At 45.4% G+C, this 18394-nt stretch carries 18 protein-coding genes and 1 other annotated feature; of the genes, 6 read left to right on the top strand and 12 right to left on the bottom strand.

What is annotated here, in order from left to right; genetic code table 11:
* Window positions 1-62: 62 nt before the first annotated feature.
* The 3 genes from NST33_RS13330 to NST33_RS13320 form a co-directional block, all read right to left on the bottom strand.
* Window positions 63-860 (bottom strand): sulfite exporter TauE/SafE family protein, encoded by a 798-nt coding sequence (locus tag NST33_RS13330; RefSeq protein ID WP_076318014.1) that lies wholly within the window; start codon window positions 858-860, stop codon window positions 63-65.
* A 485-nt stretch (window positions 861-1345) separates the two neighbouring features.
* Window positions 1346-2101, bottom strand: coding sequence for an SDR family NAD(P)-dependent oxidoreductase (locus NST33_RS13325; protein WP_047842788.1), 756 nt, complete (start codon window positions 2099-2101; stop codon window positions 1346-1348).
* Window positions 2102-2424: 323 nt separating this feature from the next.
* Window positions 2425-2901 carry a DUF6376 family protein gene (locus NST33_RS13320; RefSeq protein ID WP_047842787.1) on the bottom strand — a complete coding sequence of 159 codons (477 nt, stop codon included), beginning with the start codon at window positions 2899-2901 and terminating at the stop codon, window positions 2425-2427.
* A 135-nt stretch (window positions 2902-3036) separates the two neighbouring features.
* Between NST33_RS13320 and NST33_RS13315 the strand changes: the two genes are divergently transcribed.
* The gene (locus NST33_RS13315) at window positions 3037-4005 is read left to right on the top strand and encodes a bile acid:sodium symporter family protein (RefSeq protein ID WP_074094894.1); all 969 of its coding nucleotides are present in this window, start codon (window positions 3037-3039) and stop codon (window positions 4003-4005) included.
* A gap of 219 nt (window positions 4006-4224) precedes the next feature.
* Here the strand turns inward: NST33_RS13315 and asd are convergent, their stop codons facing one another.
* From asd to NST33_RS13285, 6 genes are all read right to left on the bottom strand, one after another.
* On the bottom strand, window positions 4225-5310 hold the full coding sequence (gene asd / locus NST33_RS13310) for an aspartate-semialdehyde dehydrogenase (protein WP_017688716.1): 1086 nt from the start codon (window positions 5308-5310) through the stop codon (window positions 4225-4227).
* A 169-nt stretch (window positions 5311-5479) separates the two neighbouring features.
* Window positions 5480-5756 (bottom strand) — a binding site (T-box leader).
* Between the two features lie 191 nt (window positions 5757-5947).
* Window positions 5948-6793, bottom strand: coding sequence for a class I SAM-dependent methyltransferase (locus NST33_RS13305; protein ID WP_221819525.1), 846 nt, complete (start codon window positions 6791-6793; stop codon window positions 5948-5950).
* A 149-nt stretch (window positions 6794-6942) separates the two neighbouring features.
* On the bottom strand, window positions 6943-7815 hold the full coding sequence (gene galU, locus NST33_RS13300; protein ID WP_339308203.1) for a UTP--glucose-1-phosphate uridylyltransferase GalU: 873 nt from the start codon (window positions 7813-7815) through the stop codon (window positions 6943-6945).
* Between the two features lie 17 nt (window positions 7816-7832).
* Window positions 7833-8228, bottom strand: a complete 396-nt coding sequence (locus NST33_RS13295; protein WP_339308201.1) for a GtrA family protein — start codon at window positions 8226-8228, stop codon at window positions 7833-7835.
* Window positions 8221-9207, bottom strand: a complete 987-nt coding sequence (locus NST33_RS13290; protein WP_339308199.1) for a glycosyltransferase family 2 protein — start codon at window positions 9205-9207, stop codon at window positions 8221-8223. Before NST33_RS13290 ends, NST33_RS13295 begins: the two co-directional genes overlap by 8 nt.
* 51 nt (window positions 9208-9258) lie before the next feature.
* On the bottom strand, window positions 9259-11433 hold the full coding sequence (locus tag NST33_RS13285; RefSeq protein WP_339308197.1) for a glycosyltransferase family 39 protein: 2175 nt from the start codon (window positions 11431-11433) through the stop codon (window positions 9259-9261).
* Between the two features lie 204 nt (window positions 11434-11637).
* Between NST33_RS13285 and NST33_RS13280 the strand changes: the two genes are divergently transcribed.
* The 4 genes from NST33_RS13280 (at window position 11638) to NST33_RS13265 (ending at window position 15415) form a co-directional block, all read left to right on the top strand.
* Window positions 11638-12321, top strand: a complete 684-nt coding sequence (locus NST33_RS13280; RefSeq protein ID WP_339308195.1) for a response regulator transcription factor — start codon at window positions 11638-11640, stop codon at window positions 12319-12321.
* Window positions 12321-13838 carry an ATP-binding protein gene (locus NST33_RS13275; RefSeq protein WP_339308193.1) on the top strand — a complete coding sequence of 506 codons (1518 nt, stop codon included), beginning with the start codon at window positions 12321-12323 and terminating at the stop codon, window positions 13836-13838. The genes NST33_RS13280 and NST33_RS13275 overlap by 1 nt, the downstream gene beginning before the upstream one ends.
* Before the next feature lie 384 nt (window positions 13839-14222).
* Entirely contained in the window at window positions 14223-14540 is a 318-nt protein-coding gene (locus NST33_RS13270) for a transposase (protein WP_074094933.1), read from the top strand.
* A gap of 11 nt (window positions 14541-14551) precedes the next feature.
* Entirely contained in the window at window positions 14552-15415 is an 864-nt protein-coding gene (locus NST33_RS13265) for an IS3 family transposase (RefSeq protein WP_339308191.1), read from the top strand.
* A gap of 303 nt (window positions 15416-15718) precedes the next feature.
* On the opposite strand, the gene NST33_RS13260 is transcribed toward NST33_RS13265, so the two are convergent.
* Complete coding sequence (locus NST33_RS13260) at window positions 15719-16429, bottom strand: SDR family NAD(P)-dependent oxidoreductase (RefSeq protein ID WP_339308189.1); 711 nt, start codon at window positions 16427-16429, stop codon at window positions 15719-15721.
* A gap of 102 nt (window positions 16430-16531) precedes the next feature.
* Here NST33_RS13260 and NST33_RS13255 point away from each other — a divergent pair, with 102 nt between their 5' ends.
* Window positions 16532-16891, top strand: coding sequence for a MerR family transcriptional regulator (locus NST33_RS13255; RefSeq protein ID WP_076249478.1), 360 nt, complete (start codon window positions 16532-16534; stop codon window positions 16889-16891).
* A 180-nt stretch (window positions 16892-17071) separates the two neighbouring features.
* Here the strand turns inward: NST33_RS13255 and NST33_RS13250 are convergent, their stop codons facing one another.
* On the bottom strand, window positions 17072-17653 hold the full coding sequence (locus NST33_RS13250) for a GNAT family N-acetyltransferase (protein ID WP_339308187.1): 582 nt from the start codon (window positions 17651-17653) through the stop codon (window positions 17072-17074).
* A 45-nt stretch (window positions 17654-17698) separates the two neighbouring features.
* On the bottom strand, window positions 17699-18274 hold the full coding sequence (locus NST33_RS13245; protein ID WP_339308185.1) for a GNAT family protein: 576 nt from the start codon (window positions 18272-18274) through the stop codon (window positions 17699-17701).
* Between the last annotated feature and the right edge of the window lie 120 nt (window positions 18275-18394).

Genomic DNA, 18394 nt, shown 5'->3' with positions numbered 1-18394 from the left:
TTATACGGCGATCCAACCGTTTGGTTACGAAATCGTCACTGTTCATTCCCATATACGTGGTTTTACAGAATGGAAGACCAGACTTTGACCGCTGTGATGGCGATAAGTACGATTAATGCATATCGAAGTACCCTCACATTGATCATCGAACTAACCCGTGAACCAAGGGATGCCCCGAGCAAACTGCCGATCACCGTATAGATGATGGGTTCCATCGGAATGTCTCCACCCGTAATTTTCCCTATAACGCCGCCGATTGCGGAGATAAATACAATCGCCAGTGAAGAAGCAATCGTCGTTCGTACAGGGATGTTGAGAATCGTCAGCATGATGGGAATAAGGATAAAGGCACCACCCGCACCAACAATTCCTGATACAATTCCTACTGCAAAAGCAGTGCCTGCTGCAATCCATCTATTAAACACCAGTGGAGCTGAGGTATCAAGCGTTCCCTTTCCGGGAATCAGCATTAGCACAATCGCCATGATCGCCAGAATGCCATAGATCAGATTAATAACCCTTCCGTCCAGATGACCGGATATGAACCCGCCGATCAGACTGCCAGCAAGAATGCTGGAGCCCATGTACAGCACCAAACCGCGGTGGACGATCGCTCCACCACTTCTACCCGTCTTTACTTTTCTGCGGAATGCAATCACACCGGCAAGTGAAGCGAAAAACACTTGAAACATACTAATCGAAGATACCTGATGTGCTGAGAATGGCTCCAGTCCCATCCAGGATGGAACATATAACAGCAGCGGATAATTGATAATGGCCCCACCAATACCCAACAAACCGGAGAAGAATGAACCGACCAGACCCAGTATAAACATGATGACAAAAAGCAGAAGATCCATCGGTTATGCGCTTCCTTTCGTGCAATATAAATCTCATTTCGATATCACTCAAAAGTGCTATACACAGCGAATATTATCCGTTATAATGAAAACCAAGTAAATTAATCCGAAATGAGTGATTAAGCATGTTTAACGTGTTGAAGACTCTTTTTGAAAATAAATGTCCACAGTGCAACGAAAAATTACAAGTTCATAACGATGCGTTATGTTCGACGAAAACTTGTTCTCAATGTCATTACAAAGAAGAGAGTTATGGCTCTCTTGGCGTTCGAATTGTATATGACACCACAAAATGATAAAAAGCTATAGCCTTGTTAATTGTATCACGATCTCTGAAATTTCGGGATGATTCGACAAACTTATTTCCATCTCATATGCCACGATTACTTTATAATGAAAATACAAAAACGGTGCAAAACGAATAAATCGTTCTGCACCGTTTTTCTGTTTTTTTGAGATGAGTTGCCTTAATTATAAAAGGGGACTTATTTGGTTTTGAAGCTGAGGAATCCATCATCTACGGCTACGGTTGTACCGTTCACTGCGCTTGCTGCATCACTGAACAGGAAGGTAACCACACTGGCTACTTTCTCTGGTTGAATGAGCTCTCCACGCATATGTTGAGTAGCAAGCGCATCCTTCATGGCTTGGTCATCACCCAGAATTGGTGTTTCGATAAAACCAGGTGCTACACCAACTACACGAATTCCATGCTCAGCAAGTTCAAGTGCACCGGATTTGGACATCATAACAACCGCAGCCTTGGCTGCGTTGTAGTTGAAGCTGCCTACTGCAGCAACACTTCCATAGATCGAAGCTGTATTTACAATGGTACCTTGTACATTTAATTCAACCATTTTTTTCGCGCCATAATACATACCGTAGTATACACTGTGCTGATCTACATCAATGACTCTGTGATAGGATTCCGGGTCCATCTCCAGAAATGGCTTCACAAGTCCAATGCCTGCGTTATTGAAAATACCGCTTAACGTACCATATTGCTCTACGGTCCAGTCGATCAGGGCTTTAATCTCGTCCCCTTTGGATACATCCACTTTGTACGCGCCCGCTGTTCCGCCTGCTGCTTCAATCTCTGCCGCAAGCTTCTTCGCTCCGTCTTCATTATAGTCAGCGACAACAATAGTCGCACCTTGATCCGAAAGTTGAAGTGCTGTTTCTTTACCAATACCACTGGCTCCACCTGTAATAATAATTACTTTTCCATTGTGTTGAGTCATGACTCAGCTCTCCTTTGGCAAAATATATTTAAGGGCAGTTCAAAACTTATAGTAAGTAACTATATTTTATTAACTTATATACTTATCATACGCCTCTGTCCCAACCTTGTCAAAACCATAGACCATCTTCACATAAATATGAGATAAATGTCATATACATCTCCTATTTACATGATATAGTCTAGCTCCTGTGATATTAAATATGCATCCGTTTGGGAAATAAAAAAGCGAGCATAACGGTAATTCAATCATTCCGATATCTCGCCCTTCTCAAGTATTCGATTCCAAACTGGATTGTCTTAATGTGGTAAGATCAATTCAATTTATTCACCCTGAAGTCCGCTAAGCGGATCTTTCAAATTATTGATGTTGGTGATCAGTTCAGGAATGCCTGTCTTCTCCCAATTCTCTGCCGTAAAACCTTGCTCTGCAATTGTATTCTCGAAATTGTCTACAACTTCTGTTAATTGAGTATTGTAACTAACCAGATTTTCATGAATGCTCTCTCCTATTGCAGGAGCAGTCAACTGAGAAAATTCACTTGCTTCTGCTTGGATCAGATCGATTTTCTCCTGAATCTGCGTTGTAATCTCCGGATTATTCACCGCACCCGATGCGAGCTCTTGCAGATCAGCCCCGGCGTTTGATACCTGTTCTATATAATCAGTAGCCCCACTCACATAATTTAAACTTTGATTAGCTTGTTCCACGACTGAACAGGCTGAAATCAAAAGAATACTTGATGCAATAAGACCTGTCATCATTAATGTGTGCTTTCTTTTTCTTATAAACATGATCATCTCCCTTTCTCCTAATCGGAATCCTTGTTCCAAGTCCATGATACCTGTTCAGACTGCTTCATTGCAAATGGGTCTGCAGCCAGCGTTATTAACATGTATAATAGTAAAATCACACGGTAAAGGGATGTCATGATTATGCTTCAAGCCTTGAACCAACGCTTGAACCGCATCATGCCACTGATTACCCCAATCAGTATTATTATTGGCGTGTTATGCGGGAGTTTTCTTTCTTCTTATACCTTTTTATCTCCTTGGCTTTTTGCGTTCATGACGTTCGCTGGAAGTATCAGTCTGGGGATACGGGATTTTGTGAACGTGCTGAAGAAGCCGTTCCCCCTGTTTGTATGTCTGTTTATTTTGCATTTGGCGATGCCTCTAATTGCTCTTGGTATGGGTCATCTGGTTTTCCCTACAGATGCGTACACCATAACGGGCCTTGTTCTGGCAGCCGTGATTCCGACAGGAATCAGCAGCTTCATCTGGGTCAGCATCTATCGGGGCAATATTGCACTTACGCTTTCCATCATCCTGATTGATACCATGCTTGCTCCTTTCGTTGTACCCGGCGTGTTATCCCTGCTAATCGGCACCAGTGTTACACTGGATACGGCAGCCATGATGAGCAGTCTGTTTTGGATGATTGTTGTACCATCCCTTCTCGGTATGCTGCTGAATGAGTGGACCAAAGGCGCCATTGTCCCGGTCTGGGGACCAAGGTTGAACCCGTTGTCCAAATTGTTTATGGCATCTGTCGTTGCGATTAACGGGTCTGTCGTTGCGCCCTACTTGGCTGATTTCAACTGGAAGCTCGCTGGACTTGCGGTCATCATTATTTTCCTGGCATCATTCGGTTATGCACTGAGTTACTTCATCGCCCGATTGCTGGGCTGGAATGAGGCTGATCAGGTCGCTCTCGTATTCAATGGAGGTATGCGTAATATTAGCGCAGGTGCAGTACTCGCTGTTTCTTATTTTCCGCCACCAGTTGCTGTCCCGGTTGTGCTTGGCATGGTATTTCAACAGATGCTTGCTTCTCTGACAGGTTATCTGCTCGGTCGTCGCTCTCAGCTTCTGCAAAAGTCAGATAAGACATCCGCGGCCTAACAAAATACTGGAATGTTAAAAAAACGCCGACATGATTGTCGGCGTTTTTCGTCACTATAACCCTCTACTATAATATCTCTGCAGGTAGTCTCTCTAATCTCTTTAAACTAATGCTTCTCGTTATCCGAGCCCTGCCCACAATAGAAAAAAACCATCAACGAGTGACGGTTTTGCTCAAATCATTTTCAGAAATCTGTTGCTGCTTATGATGCCGTATGCTTATTTCGGCTGAATATATCCTTCAGCTTTAAGCAGTTCTGCGATTAGAACCGCACCACCTGCTGCTCCACGGAGCGTATTGTGGGACAATCCCACGAATTTATAATCATAGAGTGAATCTTCGCGAAGTCGGCCTGTGGAGACACCCATTCCGCGTTCGATGTCACGATCCAGTTTTGTCTGTGGTCTGTTTTCTTCTTCAAAATACGTAATGAATTGTTTCGGTGCGCTTGGCAGAGCCAGCTCTTGTGGACGGCCTTTGAACTGCAACCAACGCTCCAGAATTTCGTCTTTGCTTGGTTTTTTCTCGAAGTTTACAAACACCGTAGCCAGATGTCCATCCGTTACCGGTACACGAATACATTGTGTTGTAATTAATGGAGCCGATGCTTTGACGATCTCATTATTTTCGATGCTGCCCCAGATCCGGAGTGGTTCCTGCTCACTCTTCTCTTCTTCGCCACCGATGTATGGAATGACATTATCGAGCATATCTGGCCAGTCCGTAAAGTTTTTACCTGCTCCCGAGATTGCTTGATACGTGGAAGCAACAACCTGAGTCGGATTGAACTCACGCAAAGCGTGCAGTGCTGGCACATAGCTCTGAATTGAGCAGTTTGGTTTTACAGCAATGAATCCGGTTTTTGTGCCCAGACGTTTACGTTGAGCTTCAATCACGTCCAGATGTCCCGGGTTAATCTCAGGGATTACCATGGGTACATCTGCTGTCCAGCGGTGAGCGGAGTTGTTGGACACGACAGGTGTGCCTGTTCTAGCGTAAGCTTCTTCGAGCGCTTGAATTTCATTCTTTTTCATATCAACCGCGCAGAAAATAAAATCAACCTGACTGGCAAAAGCCTCTACCTGGGAAGCATCCTGAACAACGATTTTCTTCACCGCTTCCGGAATAGGAACTGCGAGTTTCCATCTGCCTTGTACGGATTCTTCATATGTTTTACCTGCCGAATTGGCGCTTGCAGAAATAGCTGTTACTTCAAACCATGGATGCTGATCAAGCAGGTCCACAAAACGTTGACCTACCATTCCCGTTCCTCCGACGATACCGACTTTCAATTTTGCTGACATTCAATCATCATTTCCTTTCGGTTTGAGTGATTCTTCTCTTGAATCAATATCATAACTCACTAAAAACGTATTATGAAATGGACTCCTTAATTAACACTATTCAGGCAATTCCAAAGCGTGTAGTCACAGCCCCGGAAAAACCAAAAAATCCCATCCCCAAGACAATAGTCTCAGGGACGAGATTGAACTCTCGTGGTACCACCCAGATTCGCCGATATGTCACCATATCCGCCTCTTCAAGTAAAGGTTTACAACCATGTTGCTAGCTGTAGACCGTTCATACTCTAGCTCTGTAACAGGAGCTCCTGTCACACCATCCCTTAATGCTAAGTTCCGATGTGCTGCTCTGAGTCTTTATTCAATAAAAGATTCTTTACTCCTTTTCAGCTGCCGGAGCTCTCTTTGAAAGAATGAATTTTATCTACTCGTCTCTTCGTCGCATTTGATATTGCGATTATAATATCAAAATTACTGTGATGAAGTAAACACATTTTTTTTAGATCATGGAATTTATATGTTTCCAGCGGAACTGAACTATTCAATTATCGCAAGAAAAACTTCAGCTAAACGGTCTGTCTTCTGTGAAAAGTACGTCGATAGACATTTTTATTATAACATACTACAAATAGCTATTTCTTTACTGCTTTTTGGCAACCATCGCATACGTTCCCAGTGGGCTCCCAGGCCCCGTGGCATGATGTGTCCTAAGTAATTTTAGTTCAGAAAGAAGAAGTGTTTTTACTTTGTCCGGGATCTGAAGCAGTTTCAGTTCCACAGGCGCTTCTGCCAGTGTCATTTCGGTTTCCCAGCGACCGTCCTGCAGCTCAGGAGAATGGATCGAATTCTCTTCCTTAATCGTCCAGCCTGCGGCAGAGACAAGCTCTTGGATATCCCCCGGTGTAAAGAGCGTGCGCACATTGGAGAAGCTGTTCTCCTTGTAACATTCGATCTGAGACTGAATCAGAACGGATAACCAATGTGAGAGCTGGCTCACATCTGTAACTCGCGCATCCCATTCGGCGAAGCATAACTGATGTCCCCATGTCCTAACCTCGTTAAGAATCTGGGCGAGTTCGGCAAACGATTTCAAGTACCAAGAACAATGGGAAAGTACGATAACATCAAACTCATTCTCAGAGAATTGGGCTTGATCACTTAGAATGTCGAAATCATAATCCATTCGAATCCGATCACCCAGCGGAGATCTCCGCAGCTTGGCTGCCGCTTCGCCTACGGTCAGTGGTGCACCATAATCCTCTGGTGCAATATCTACACCATGAACGTACCCATTCTCCCCCACCAGATGTGCAAGCACGGCCGTTGTATCTCCCTGACCACATCCGATTTCCAGAACGCGGCTGCCTTCCTGTATCCCCCAAAAGAGTCCCAGTTTCATCCGATGCTCAGTCTGAATGTACTGAATGGCTGCGTTGTCCTCCACGTCCATATACTTAATAAGGTCCTTGATGATAGATTCATTCATGATTCCTCACCCCTCAAAGAGCAACTTAAACTTCTTGCTAATTGTAGCTTTACTGGAATAATTGTACAATACTAGAGTCTATGACAGAACCACGACACGGAGGAGAACCCGTCCTACAGCAGATCTAAACCTCTGCTGCATATCAATCCCTATCCCCACTGGGTTGCAAGCTTCTGAAGATAGGGTGTCAGCATGGGCTGTAATTCCTTGCGCATCAGTCCGATCTCCAAGATCGCCTGAATATATCCGAATTGATCGCCTATATCGTAGCGACGCCCCTCCAGTTCAAGGGCCAACAGTTCCTCCACCTGACTTACTTCTTTTAAGGCATCCGTTAACTGATATTCCCCTCCAGCACCTCTCTCGATCTGATCCAGAATAGGAAAGATGGAAGGTTTCAGAATGTATCGTCCCATTACAGCTGTTCGGGATGGCGCTTCTCCAAGGGAAGGTTTTTCGACCAGATTGGTGACCCGGTGAACCCGGTCCTCTGCACCCTTCGAATCAATAATGCCATATTTGCTCACATTTGCCGCGTCTACCTGACGGACACCAATGATCTGGTTGCCTGTCTTTTCATAGAGATGGACCATCTGTGCAAGTGCAGGCGGATCAGACACCATAATGTCATCTCCCAGCAATACAGCGAAGGCATCATCTCCTACAAATTGCCGTGCACACCCAATGGCATGCCCCAGACCCAGCGGTTCTTTTTGACGAATAAAATGAATATTTGCCATCTCGCTGATGGCCTGCACCTCTTCCAGTAAAGACTGTTTGCCCTTGGCATATAAAGAGTGTTCAAGTTCAACCGATTTATCAAAATGGTCCTCTATGGATTTTTTGTTGCGTCCGGTCACAATGAGGATATTCTCAATGCCAGATTGTACTGCTTCTTCAACAATGTACTGGATGGCCGGTTTGTCTACAATCGGTAACATCTCTTTGGGCTGTGCTTTGGTCGCTGGCAGGAAACGGGTTCCGAGACCCGCTGCCGGAATAACTGCTTTTTTAATTCGCATATCATCATAGACTCCTTTCATATGTTCGTTGTACGAAACACCCAATATCTGCTGGCCATATAGTTCAGAACCATCCCCATCAAGGTCGCCAGGATCTTGCTCATCACTAGACTCCAACCCAACACATCGTGCAAAGTCATCAGAATGAGGGCGGATAACGCGAGAACGATAAGATTGGTGATTAGAAAACGAATAAGTTTCGCTCTATCGCCACCCCTTCGTGCCGCATCTCGAAAAGTCCACCTGCCGTTCAGCCAATAACTGTTCGCAACACCGCAGCTGTACGAGATTATTTGAGCCATCAGAAGCGGTACACCAACCACCGCAAGCAAAGCAAACACCACCGCATCCACTGTCGTATTCGCAACACCCACAATACCGAACTTGAAGAGTGTCACCAGACGCTTAGTCATGATGAGCAACTCGAGCTGTCAATCGGGATTGCGCTTGCTGGCCCTCGGCATGAACCACATCTCTCACAATGTATAGTGGACGCGCCTTGGTCTCATCATAGATACGGCCAACGTACTCGCCCAGAATGCCCAGCATGATCAGGATGAATCCGTTAAACATCAGCATGATACTTACAATGGATGGCCATCCCTTAATCGTTGTATCCGTAAAGATGGCCGAAACAATAACCGTTAACATATAGATGAATCCGCCAACCGACAGGATCGCACCTACATAACCTGCGAGCTTGAGCGGTTTATACGAAAATGAAGTAATGCCGTCCAAGCTCAGTTTCAGCATGCGTTTCAGCGGATATTTTGTTTCGCCTGCCAGACGTTCATCACGTTCATATTCAATCGCAGTCTGACGAAATCCGACCCAACTGACCAACCCGCGCACAAACCGGTTTTTCTCCGGAAGACGTTTCATCTCATCACATACTTTGCGGTCAATCAGGCGAAAATCTCCGGTGTCTACCGGGATATCCGTATCCGTTGAAGCACGAAGGACACGATAGAACAGACTCGCCGACCATTTCTTAAAGCGAGTTTCCCCACTTCGTCTGGTGCGACGGGCATATACGACTTCATAGCCCTCTTTCCATTTGGCGATCATATCCAATATCAGTTCGGGAGGGTCCTGAAGATCCGCATCAATAATAACCACGGCATCCCCCACTGCGTAATCCATACCCGCTGTTATCGCAATCTGATGTCCGAAGTTACGGGCAAAATCAATCAGTTTCACACTCTCGTCCCAACGGGCATAATCACGGATCATCTGTGCACTTCGATCCACGCTGCCATCATTAACAAACAACAGTTCATAACTCTCTCCTGTGCTGCCCATGACCTTCTTCAGACGTCGATAAGTCTCCTCGATCACCGCTTCCTCGTTATACATGGGAATAATAATGCTGTATCGGTACGCGTGAGCCATGTTTGTCCCCTCCCTTTTCCAATGGACTTCGTTCGAGATTTTCATTTCGGCTTACAATTTCACTTCGTACAAGGTCGTCTGTCCGCCGAATCCAAATCCAGCTCTGTTTCCTGTGTCTCCGTTATCTGTAGATCCGCTGTCGGTGCCTGTCTGCCATTCTGACGTTGGAATCTCGGTTCCGTGCTCTTTGATCCAATCGCTAATTTCCGAGTTCCCTCCGCGGCCACCCATGCCACCAACCATGAAGTATTTCACTTGCCCGCTCTTGACGAGTTGCTCAAGTTCCTCTGTTGTGTACACCGGGTCTGACCCGGAGAAACCTCCAAGTGTAATTACCGATGCTTTCTCGTCGATAATATAAGGTGCTGCCTGATTATAATCTGTTGTGGCGAAGAGATACGTTTCGCCTGTATTGTGCTCTTTCAGATAATTCAATGTGGCTGTATCCACTTCTTCATTACGGTTACCCATTCCGCCACGTCCACCCATTGCAGGCATTTCTGTGTCTCCTGCACCGTTACCCATTGGCATGCCCATTCTTGCTCCACCAACCATACCATTGGAACCAGTCGGTCCTGCTGCCGGAATCATGCTGTTGCCACCATAAGTAATTGGGGTGAATGCCCAGTAGATTGGACCGATCAGCATCACCATGAATCCCGCGATAATGAAGCCCTGTTTCCATTGATGTGTGCGATGAAGTATAACGACCAGGATAACCGTAATCAGTATGCCTGCGATCAATTCACTAATGGACCAGCCTGCACCAATCGTATCGTTATACACCTGCATGATATACCAGCCGAACAGAGTCGTCAGCAGCAGGGACACCGGAAGCAACCATGCCTGCCATCCATCGCGATCACGATATGATTTCCACATCGCTACAAATCCTGCGCCAGTCAGCGCCGCAATTGGAGGTGCAAGCATAATCAGATAATACTGATGGAAGAAACCTGCCACACTGAAAAAGGCAGCAACGGGAAGCAGCCAGGCTAGCCAGAACAAGGCTTCCTTGTGTTTATTGGTTATATTTCTCCGTCTTAATCCTGCAAATATGGCAATGCATCCAAGCAGCACAACTGGCAACAGCCAGCTAGCTTGACCTGACAGTTCAGTCTGGAACAGACGCAGAGGACCTTTCTCCCCTGTTCCAAACATTCCGCCCATGCCACCGCCGAAATTTCTTCCGTTTGGCATTTCGATAACATTCGGCATCTGCCCGCTCGGGAAATTGCCATTCGGCCCATTCATGCCACCCATGGTGTTCAAGCCATTCGAACCATTCGTATTATCGTTATCCGGTGCATTGACATCTTGCCCAGCACCAGGAACACCACTGCCTGTCTGATTAGGGTCTGAAGACAAGTCTTCTCGATTTCCCCGATTATTTCCCTGTCCCATACCATTTGGCATACCTGCGTTACCTGCAGTATTCTGCTGACCCGTTAGGCGAGCCAGACCATTGTATCCAAAGGCGAGTTCCATGACCGAGTTTGTTTCACTGCTTCCGATATAAGGCCGCTCGTCTTCGGGTATAGAATCCACAGTGACCGCCCAGGATAAGGAAACGACCGCCAGAACCGCTGTGCTGCCGATCAGCAGGATGATCTTCCTTCTCCATTTCGCCTGAAATGCAAGCAGATAAAGCAAGTAAAAAGCCGGGAGAATCATGTAGGCTTGAAGCATTTTCATATTAAAGGCTACGCCTATTAACCCAAAAGCAACCAGAATGCGCCAAGTACTGCCTTGTTTGCTGCCTTTGAACAAAAACCATGAACCCAGCAGTAGTGTAAACACCAGCATGCTGTCAATATTGTTGGTCCGACTGACTGCAGCCACAACTGGCACAGTTGCCATCGCAAGTGCCGAGATTCGTGCTGCTGCAAGTCCATATGTAGGTTTCACCATGAAATAGATCAGGAGCACCGAACCGATTCCCGCTAATACCTGCGGCAAAATAACACTCCATCCGCGCAATCCAAAGACATAGGCAAAGGCCGTCTGAATCCAGAAGACGACTGGTGGTTTATCTACAGTGACCGAGCCTGCTGAGTCTAGTGAAGCATAGAAAAAGTTATGGAAGTTGCTGAGCATACTCCCAACGGCAGTCGTATAATAGGAATTGGCATATTGATCGTTCCAGATACCGTACCCATTCAGAAATGCCGCCAGTAATACAATCGGCAGAAGGACAAGATCCATCCTTCTTTTGGTGTTATTCAAAGTTAATCACTCCTTCAAAGTTCTTCATGTCTAGTATTGTGACATGCCAAAATAAAACTGGGATGAGTACCCGCTGAATGTTGTCTGAGGATAATTCACCATCCTTTCAGCTAAATTTCAGTTTGGCAAGCGATAATACAACATACAGTCCCTCGCAATTGAGGGAGAAATCTAGATGGATCAGGCAAGGAGAGAAGGAACATTATGAAGCTTAGCAGCGGAATTAAAATACTATTGGCTGATGATGAACCACATATTTTACAATTTCTAGAATTGGGATTAAGCAATGAGGGCTTCGATGTGCGCACCGCACCCGATGGAGCGGCTGCGCTTGAGTTGGCGCTTGAATTCTGGCCACATATGGCTATTTTGGATGTCATGATGCCAGAGATGGATGGATTCGAAGTGGTCGAGCGTCTGCGTAAGACCGGTGCCGAGGTTGGTGTAATTATGCTGACAGCGAAGGACGAAGTCGAGAATCGGGTTAAGGGCCTTTGGTTAGGTGCTGACGATTACATGGTCAAACCCTTTGCCTTCGACGAGTTGCTCGCCCGGATTCAGGCCAGACTGCGTAATCAATTTCCTTTATTAATAGGAGCCGTCACCCACGGTCCCTTCCGAATTGATGATCAGCGCAAAGAAATCACCTATCAGAATCAGGTCCTGGTGCTATCTCCTACCGAATACGAACTATTAAAATTCATTGTGCTTAATCATGGGATTGTACTGAGTAAAGCGACCATTTTGAGTCGGGTGTGGGGCTACGATTTTGGCGGGGAAGAAAATATTGTGGAGGTATACGTTCGCTCCTTGCGCGACAAACTCGGGGATAAAGAGCATAAACTCATCCGCACACTTCGAGGTGTCGGGTACAGGGTGGATCTCTGATGAACTCGCTGCCTAAGAAAAATAAACTTCGTTTAAGACGTCTGCACCAATGGATATGGCCTCGTTCATTACGTTCTCAATTGCTCTCACGTTCACTGTTCGTGCTTGCTGGGTTACTATTGTTAATCGGTATCCTGCAATTCTGGATCATGGAAAGCTTTCTCTACCGGAATCAGGCAAAAACCATGGAAGAACAGCTCATGTCCATGCCCCCGGTTTGGCTCGGAATCCAGTCACGTAATGGCTCTTCCAACAATCCTTTTGGTGGACAGGCAGGAAACGGGTCTGGTAATCGGGTGCTGTTTATTCCTGACCGTTCACTGGCCCTGTTTGATAACCAAGGTACGTTCGAGGATGTTTTTGGAGAAGATGGTCTGAAAGCCCCTCAACTATCAACCGCTGAATATCAGGACATTACAGATGAATTGAAAGAACAAAAACACATTCCCTACCGGATCGTCACGGATAGCCAAGGGAATGACCAATTGATTGTATTCGCTTCACCCGGTCCACGCAATCGCGGTTTACCAATGGTCCAGATGGGCACGGCTACGAAACCACTGAGAGACTTGATTATTAAACAGCTTCTAATCTTCCTCATGTTATCGCTGTTGGCCATGGTAGCCGGTCTTATTCTATACACTAAGGTATTACGCCGGACGCTGGTTCCCCTGTCCAACATGGTGAATAAAGTACAGCAGATCGATGCAGGAAGTCTCGCAGAACGCCTTCCCGTCGTTCAGGGACAAGAAGAAGTGGATCAGCTTGCAGTTTCATTCAATGGCATGCTTGAAAGGCTGGAGAACTCGTTTGAAGCGGAGCGGGAATCGAAAGAGCAGATGCAGCGTTTCTTGTCTGATGCTTCTCATGAGCTTCGTACCCCACTCACCTCCATTCACGGCTTCATTGAAGTTCTACAACGGGGTGCAGCGACCAATCAAGATCAATTGTATAAAGCACTGGAAAGCATGCACGGCGAATCGGTACGAATTAACAAGCTGGTTGAAGATTTGCTGTTACTAACCAAGCTCGATCAGGCTCCAAAGCAGGAGCGGGAGGTCATTCAGCTAGACAGTCTGCTGCTCGAAATGCAGCCACAACTCGCCATGATGGCTCAGCAAAGATCCATTCATCTTGATCTGACGGCTGAAGTGTATGTACTTGCTGACCCTTACAAACTGAAACAGGTTGTGCTGAATCTGTTCCATAACGCGGTGCAGCATACCGATCCTGAGCATGGAGCCATCTCCATAACGTTGTATGCCACGCACCATAAAGCTGAATTATCAGTGAAGGATAATGGCACAGGCATTGAACCTGAACATCTGCCCCATATCTTTGAACGATTTTACCGCACAAGCAGTTCTCGTTCGCGCAAACAAGGTGGCGCAGGTCTCGGCCTAGCCATTACCCGCTCGATTGTGGAGTCGCATGGTGGGAAAGTTACGGTACAAAGTCAGGTAGGCCTGGGAACGGAATTTATGATATTGCTGCCGCTGTATAAGGCTGATGTCTAGACTGAGCGCAGCCTCCAAGTAGGTTGGCTATAAGCAGCTCTACGTAAGATCTACTTGATCATTACTCAAGCTCTAGTCAAGCTCCAAATGCTGCTTTTCTTCCATTTTAATTCCGGCTTTTCATTGCATGACGAATCCCCTCTCATCTCGGTTGAGGAATGAAAGGGGGATTCTTTTTGTATCCGATTAATAGAGTGTAGAGTAGTAGCTCAATTGGTTTCAGGCTTTCAGGCTAATGAATCTGAGACGTCTTATTCAAGCATTTGGAGCGTCCGCAGAGATCTAATGAACCTGAGCCACGTTATATTAGAATAATGGAGCTAGAATAAAAAGTGGACACCCGTTAACGGACGGAAGGATAATAAGACTAACGGAGGTGTCCACATGGGAGAACAGCGGCAACGATATAACGAAGAATTCAAGAAACAAACGGTCAAATTCATTCAAGAGCAGACGAAGACACTTGGAGATTTGGCAGAAGAACTCAACATTCCAAAAAGTACGTTGCACCAATGGATGAGTAAGTACCGCGAACTAAAACATGAGCCTGTTGCCAGCGTAGATCGAGTGAAGGAACTGGAAGCAGAGCTTCAAGAGATGCGCCGGTTGCTTCAAGAGAAAGATCACACGCTTGCGGATACACAAGAAGAACTGGCGATTGTAAAAAAAGCAGTGCACATCTTCAGCAAACCAAAGAGCTAAGATTTCAGTTTGTGGAAGATCATCGCTCCGAGTTTTCTTTGGAGAAGATGTGCAGTACCTTTCAAGTATCACGGAGCGGATATTACAAATGGCGAATGGACCGAACCAGCATGCGGCAGAACCGTAAAGACGAGGTCATGAAGCGTATTCGGTATCATTTTTACGACCACCAGATGCGGTGTGGAAGCCCTAAAATTACGTATCTGCTCCATTTAGAAGGGTTGCGAATCTCTTCCCGTACCGTCAGTATATATATGCGTCAAATGAATCTACGTTCTGTGGTCATGCCCAAATATCGCGTTCAGACTACGGATTCCAAACACGACCATCCCCTTGCGCCAAATACGCTGAATCAGCAATTTAAAACGTCCAAACCGAATAAGGTATGGGTTACCGACATCACCTACATTCCTTGCCGAGGAGGTCGTCTATATCTCGCCAGCGTTCTGGATTTGTGCACACGTGAAATTGTAGGCTGGCGTCTATATAACCATATGGAAACCAGTTTGGTGGTAGGTGCACTGGAGGATGCTTACAAGGCCAAACGCCCCGCTCCGGGATTACTCCATCACTCGGATCGCGGCTCTCAATACACGTCAAAAGAATACGTGGAGCAACTAAAATCATACGGAATGGAATCAAGCATGAGCCGCCGAGGAAACTGTTATGATAACGCCTGTATTGAGTCATGGCACAGTATTTTAAAGAAGGAACTCATTTACTGCAGCCCTCGTTTTAAGACGCCGGAAGAGGCTTATACTGCCATCTACCAGTACATTGAGTTCTATTACAACCGCAAGCGAATGCATGGCGCGCTAGGGTATCTTTCCCCTGCTCGTTTTGCGATGCAATTTACGGACAAATCCGCAGCGTAGTGTCTACTTTTTTGACATAGGTCCATAAACAGCCGTTTACTGCGTTTTTCTAAGGGTATTTCGGGAAATAGCGTGTCTGATGTTCCTTACAATTTAAGAAACGTACCGAAAGGCCAATAAGACGTCCTATGTTCGTTAGAAAATTGTCTACCCAATCGTCAGGATCAGCCATCTTGGACCTCAAGACTTTTGAGACCTTGGTATCCATCATCGTATAGCTCGCCTAAGTTTGAATATGAGTTTGAGTTTGAAGATACACGCTAAAATTCATCCTGTTCTATCGTTGCTTTTGGCAACGGCGGACTACCAAGGGTATACGCCATTCTCATCTAGGAACTCCCCATTATGGCGTTTACCATCCGTCGCATAGCGCACAATAATCGCAGCGCCGGCTTCTTTTGATTTACCGCCTTCGGCATTGCCATTAAGATCTGTTGATGTGAATCCGGGCGTTACCGCGAAGACTTGCGCCCTGCTGTTTTTGACTTCATAAGCCATCGAAAGTGTCATGGCACTGTTGGCCGTTTTGGATGAATTATAGTCGAAGGCATTTAAAGTAGATTCCTCATTTTGCATATGATGCAGAGAAGCCATGTCGGTTGATACATTAATGATTGTGCCTTCATTATCTTTGATTAACGGGAACAATCGCTGATTCAAACGGAAGGTGCCGAAAAAGTTCACTTCAAAGGCGTTCCGCAGATCTTCCTCTTTTGTATCCGTGAAGGAATGAGAGAAAGCACCCGGCATACCCGCGTTATTGATCAGAAGGTTTATTGCGGGATAAGTCTTCTGAATCGTATCGGCTGCCTGCTCAATGCTCTTCAAGTCGCACATGTCGATCTGTACAAATTCTACATCTAACCCCCTAGAAGTTAACTCGGAAACAGCTCTTTCACCCCGTTCAACGCTACGTGCGCCGAGGAGAACTCTCCAACCTGCTTCACCTAACTGCTTGACGATTTCATATCCAATTCCTTTATTTGCTCCGGTTACAAAAACAGTCTTTTTCATGCGAATCCTTCTTTCCATAATTTGATATATATTTAACAATGTATAAGTTACTATGCTACACTTAGTGTAGGTCAAATTATTTTTATAAAAAGAGGGATTAACATGTTAACGATTGGAGAAGTAGCGAAAAAAGTTGAAATCTCCATTGGAGCGATCCGCTTTTATGAAAGAAAGGGACTGCTGAAACCTGCTGCACGAAATGAGCAGAACAACCGTCTTTATTTGGAGGATGATCTGAACTGGCTGGTTTTTATCAAATGTCTTCGCGAAACTGGGATGAGTGTGGAAGACATCAAAAAGTATTATGATCAGGTCAATGAAGGAACCTCCACGCTGAAGGAAAGAACCAAGCTGATTGAGGATCAAAAGCAAAAGTTGCTGAATGATATCGAGGAGAAAAAAGCGCAGCTTGTTCATTTGGATAACAAACTGGAGCGCTATTATCGAGGGGAAAATTATTAATATAAGCCTTATGCGATAGATTAAACTTTTGCATTTATGTAAGGGAGCACGTATCCTAACAAGGTTTCCTCAGTAGCTTCTTAAAATAAACAAAAAAAAGATCAGACAGCCAGACCAATAACTGTCTAACCTGATCCGAAACTTTCATTTTATAGCACTTCTCTAAGGGACTACGTTCTATTAAAATTGGCCTTGTTGCTTACGCAGGTGGTAATGGTTATACTTTCCATTTTCGATCACAATCGAACTGCCCCGTTCAAAATCACATTTCTGTATCACCTTATTGGATGCTTGATTGGTAGTCAAAGCGATGGCATTTAACACTTCTACATTTGTATGTTCAAACAAATACTCCGTCATTGCGTTCACTGCCTGCGTTGTGTAACCACGATTTCTGTAATGCTTGGAAATGCCATACATAATCTCCCTATTGGGAGCTGGCAGTTCCTCCTTGATCCCCGAGCAACACCATCCGATAAACTCGTCATTTTCTTTAAGTATGATAGCCATTCGTAAATATAACTCTCCGATATACCCTCCCGCCATCACAGCTTGTTTAAAACGCTGATTCTCAGGGATTTCATATTCGGTGAGCCACAGGCTCCTGTCTTCAATCGTAGCATTCCATCCCGGTAGGAATTCATACACCTCAGGTTGCCACGTAATTTCTTGCAGTTTCTCTAAATCTTCAATTCGATACTCGCGCAAATAAATATCCTTGCAATCGATGATTAATTCATCGGTTAGTATGGGTTGGTTCATAGTTCCTCCTACTACACACTTAATTACACCTTATTAGCCTTTACTTCAAACAAGGCCCTCTTTTTCCATAAACTCGTCTTTGGTTAAACCAAAGAGGATCAGATCCTGGTATTTTCCATCCGTATAGATCACTTGGCGACGCACACCTTCCTGGACACATCCAAGTTTTCTCATCATTGCTGCGGAAGGTTCATTTCCCTCGAGTACATAATCATTAAATTTATTGAGCCTGCGCTCGAAGAAGGCATACTTTAGCAAGATTCGAACGGCTCTGGTTCCGTATCCTTTTCCTCGATGATCCCTGTCAATTTGAATGCCAATGCTAAAGGTACCGTTTCTCTCATCAATGCTGTTCAGATTCACACCTCCGACATTTTCACCATCCATATTTACAATTGTAAACATGATCCGTCCTTTGGCTAAAGAAAAATCAGAGAAGTTTTCCGTGAAACTCTTCGCTTCAATATGGGTTGGCGGCAACTCTACTGCACACTCCAATAACCGACGGGCAGGTGTATCAAAGCGGTTATAATAATGATCCTCCCAATCTTCTTCACGCAAAGCACGTAATCTGATCTTATCATCCTGCCAGAAATATTGACTATAATCGATCTCTCTCATTCCAAGTCCCCCCGCATATACCACCAAATTTACTTCGAGCTACAAACATGATAACCCATAATGTGGAATTGGAGGAGATTTGTTTTCATTAAACACAACGAAAATAACCCCCGAACAGGA

The organism is Paenibacillus sp. FSL L8-0435 (assembly GCF_037965655.1).
GTDB lineage: Bacteria > Bacillota > Bacilli > Paenibacillales > Paenibacillaceae > Paenibacillus.
This window is presented reverse-complemented; position numbering and strand designations above follow the sequence as displayed.

Coding starts and splice junctions, on each gene's coding strand:
- asd (WP_017688716.1), bottom strand. CDS start 5,310: ATGTCAGCAAAATTGAAAGTCGGTATCGTCGGAGGAACGGGAATGGTA.
- galU (WP_339308203.1), bottom strand. CDS start 7,815: ATGCGAATTAAAAAAGCAGTTATTCCGGCAGCGGGTCTCGGAACCCGT.
- NST33_RS13270 (WP_074094933.1), top strand. CDS start 14,223: ATGGGAGAACAGCGGCAACGATATAACGAAGAATTCAAGAAACAAACG.
- NST33_RS13255 (WP_076249478.1), top strand. CDS start 16,532: ATGTTAACGATTGGAGAAGTAGCGAAAAAAGTTGAAATCTCCATTGGA.
- NST33_RS13260 (WP_339308189.1), bottom strand. CDS start 16,429: ATGAAAAAGACTGTTTTTGTAACCGGAGCAAATAAAGGAATTGGATAT.
- NST33_RS13290 (WP_339308199.1), bottom strand. CDS start 9,207: ATGGCTCACGCGTACCGATACAGCATTATTATTCCCATGTATAACGAG.
- NST33_RS13245 (WP_339308185.1), bottom strand. CDS start 18,274: ATGAGAGAGATCGATTATAGTCAATATTTCTGGCAGGATGATAAGATC.
- NST33_RS13280 (WP_339308195.1), top strand. CDS start 11,638: ATGAAGCTTAGCAGCGGAATTAAAATACTATTGGCTGATGATGAACCA.
- NST33_RS13250 (WP_339308187.1), bottom strand. CDS start 17,653: ATGAACCAACCCATACTAACCGATGAATTAATCATCGATTGCAAGGAT.
- NST33_RS13325 (WP_047842788.1), bottom strand. CDS start 2,101: ATGACTCAACACAATGGAAAAGTAATTATTATTACAGGTGGAGCCAGT.
- NST33_RS13330 (WP_076318014.1), bottom strand. CDS start 860: ATGGATCTTCTGCTTTTTGTCATCATGTTTATACTGGGTCTGGTCGGT.
- NST33_RS13305 (WP_221819525.1), bottom strand. CDS start 6,793: ATGAATGAATCTATCATCAAGGACCTTATTAAGTATATGGACGTGGAG.
- NST33_RS13320 (WP_047842787.1), bottom strand. CDS start 2,901: ATGATCATGTTTATAAGAAAAAGAAAGCACACATTAATGATGACAGGT.
- NST33_RS13315 (WP_074094894.1), top strand. CDS start 3,037: ATGCTTCAAGCCTTGAACCAACGCTTGAACCGCATCATGCCACTGATT.
- NST33_RS13295 (WP_339308201.1), bottom strand. CDS start 8,228: ATGACTAAGCGTCTGGTGACACTCTTCAAGTTCGGTATTGTGGGTGTT.
- NST33_RS13275 (WP_339308193.1), top strand. CDS start 12,321: ATGAACTCGCTGCCTAAGAAAAATAAACTTCGTTTAAGACGTCTGCAC.